The organism is Pseudomonas sp. SBB6 (genome assembly GCF_024213215.1).
In the GTDB taxonomy this organism is placed as follows: domain Bacteria; phylum Pseudomonadota; class Gammaproteobacteria; order Pseudomonadales; family Pseudomonadaceae; genus Aquipseudomonas; species Aquipseudomonas donghuensis.
The window spans coordinates 1-2,457 of the sequence record NZ_JANAVH010000026.1; the positions used below are offsets into that span (position 1 = coordinate 1).

2 rRNA genes are annotated in these 2,457 nt (G+C 52.4%); both read left to right on the top strand.

The window, feature by feature from the left end:
* A 23S ribosomal RNA gene (locus tag NLX68_RS26370) occupies positions 1–2,252 on the top strand; the annotation flags it as partial.
* A gap of 137 nt (positions 2,253–2,389) precedes the next feature.
* Positions 2,390–2,457 (top strand): 5S ribosomal RNA (rrf, locus tag NLX68_RS26375); the annotation flags it as partial.

Below are 2,457 nucleotides of genomic sequence, written 5' to 3' on the forward strand. Positions count from 1 at the left end.
GCGTTTAGTCGCTGGGTATAGACCCGAAACCGGGCGATCTATCCATGGGCAGGTTGAAGGTTAGGTAACACTGACTGGAGGACCGAACCGACTACCGTTGAAAAGTTAGCGGATGACCTGTGGATCGGAGTGAAAGGCTAATCAAGCTCGGAGATAGCTGGTTCTCCTCGAAAGCTATTTAGGTAGCGCCTCATGTATCACTGTAGGGGGTAGAGCACTGTTTCGGCTAGGGGGTCATCCCGACTTACCAAACCGATGCAAACTCCGAATACCTACAAGTGCCGAGCATGGGAGACACACGGCGGGTGCTAACGTCCGTCGTGAAAAGGGAAACAACCCAGACCGTCAGCTAAGGTCCCAAAGTTATGGTTAAGTGGGAAACGATGTGGGAAGGCTTAGACAGCTAGGAGGTTGGCTTAGAAGCAGCCACCCTTTAAAGAAAGCGTAATAGCTCACTAGTCGAGTCGGCCTGCGCGGAAGATGTAACGGGGCTCAAACCATACACCGAAGCTACGGGTGTCACTTAGGTGACGCGGTAGAGGAGCGTTCTGTAAGCCTGTGAAGGTGAGTTGAGAAGCTTGCTGGAGGTATCAGAAGTGCGAATGCTGACATGAGTAACGACAATGGGAGTGAAAAACTCCCACGCCGAAAGACCAAGGTTTCCTGCGCAACGTTAATCGACGCAGGGTTAGTCGGTCCCTAAGGCGAGGCTGAAAAGCGTAGTCGATGGAAAACAGGTTAATATTCCTGTACTTCTAGTTATTGCGATGGAGGGACGGAGAAGGCTAGGCCAGCTTGGCGTTGGTTGTCCAAGTTTAAGGTGGTAGGCTGAGATCTTAGGTAAATCCGGGATCTTAAGGCCGAGAGCTGATGACGAGTTGCCTTTAGGCGACGAAGTGGTTGATGCCATGCTTCCAAGAAAAGCTTCTAAGCTTCAGATAACTAGGAACCGTACCCCAAACCGACACAGGTGGTTGGGTAGAGAATACCAAGGCGCTTGAGAGAACTCGGGTGAAGGAACTAGGCAAAATGGCACCGTAACTTCGGGAGAAGGTGCGCCGGTGAGGGTGAAGGACTTGCTCCGTAAGCCCATGCCGGTCGAAGATACCAGGCCGCTGCGACTGTTTATTAAAAACACAGCACTCTGCAAACACGAAAGTGGACGTATAGGGTGTGACGCCTGCCCGGTGCCGGAAGGTTAATTGATGGGGTTAGCTAACGCGAAGCTCTTGATCGAAGCCCCGGTAAACGGCGGCCGTAACTATAACGGTCCTAAGGTAGCGAAATTCCTTGTCGGGTAAGTTCCGACCTGCACGAATGGCGTAACGATGGCGGCGCTGTCTCCACCCGAGACTCAGTGAAATTGAAATCGCTGTGAAGATGCAGTGTATCCGCGGCTAGACGGAAAGACCCCGTGAACCTTTACTATAGCTTTGCACTGGACTTTGAATTTGCTTGTGTAGGATAGGTGGGAGGCTTTGAAGCGTGGACGCCAGTTCGCGTGGAGCCATCCTTGAAATACCACCCTGGCAACTTTGAGGTTCTAACTCAGGTCCGTTATCCGGATCGAGGACAGTGTATGGTGGGTAGTTTGACTGGGGCGGTCTCCTCCTAAAGAGTAACGGAGGAGTACGAAGGTGCGCTCAGACCGGTCGGAAATCGGTCGTAGAGTATAAAGGCAAAAGCGCGCTTGACTGCGAGACAGACACGTCGAGCAGGTACGAAAGTAGGTCTTAGTGATCCGGTGGTTCTGTATGGAAGGGCCATCGCTCAACGGATAAAAGGTACTCCGGGGATAACAGGCTGATACCGCCCAAGAGTTCATATCGACGGCGGTGTTTGGCACCTCGATGTCGGCTCATCACATCCTGGGGCTGAAGCCGGTCCCAAGGGTATGGCTGTTCGCCATTTAAAGTGGTACGCGAGCTGGGTTTAGAACGTCGTGAGACAGTTCGGTCCCTATCTGCCGTGGACGTTTGAGATTTGAGAGGGGCTGCTCCTAGTACGAGAGGACCGGAGTGGACGAACCTCTGGTGTTCCGGTTGTCACGCCAGTGGCATTGCCGGGTAGCTATGTTCGGAAGAGATAACCGCTGAAAGCATCTAAGCGGGAAACTTGCCTCAAGATGAGATCTCACTGGAGCCTTGAGCTCCCTGAAGGGCCGTCGAAGACTACGACGTTGATAGGTTGGGTGTGTAAGCGCTGTGAGGCGTTGAGCTAACCAATACTAATTGCCCGTGAGGCTTGACCATATAACACCCAAGCAATTTGCGTCGAACGACCAGATTGCGGTGTTGTGAAGACTGCACAGCCGAGAATTTGTAACTCACAAAACATCACATACCCGATTCGCTGGAGTGTCTGACAAGACCTTCTGGCAACAGAATTTCTTGACGACCATAGAGCATTGGAACCACCTGATCCCATCCCGAACTCAGCAGTGAAACGATGCATCGC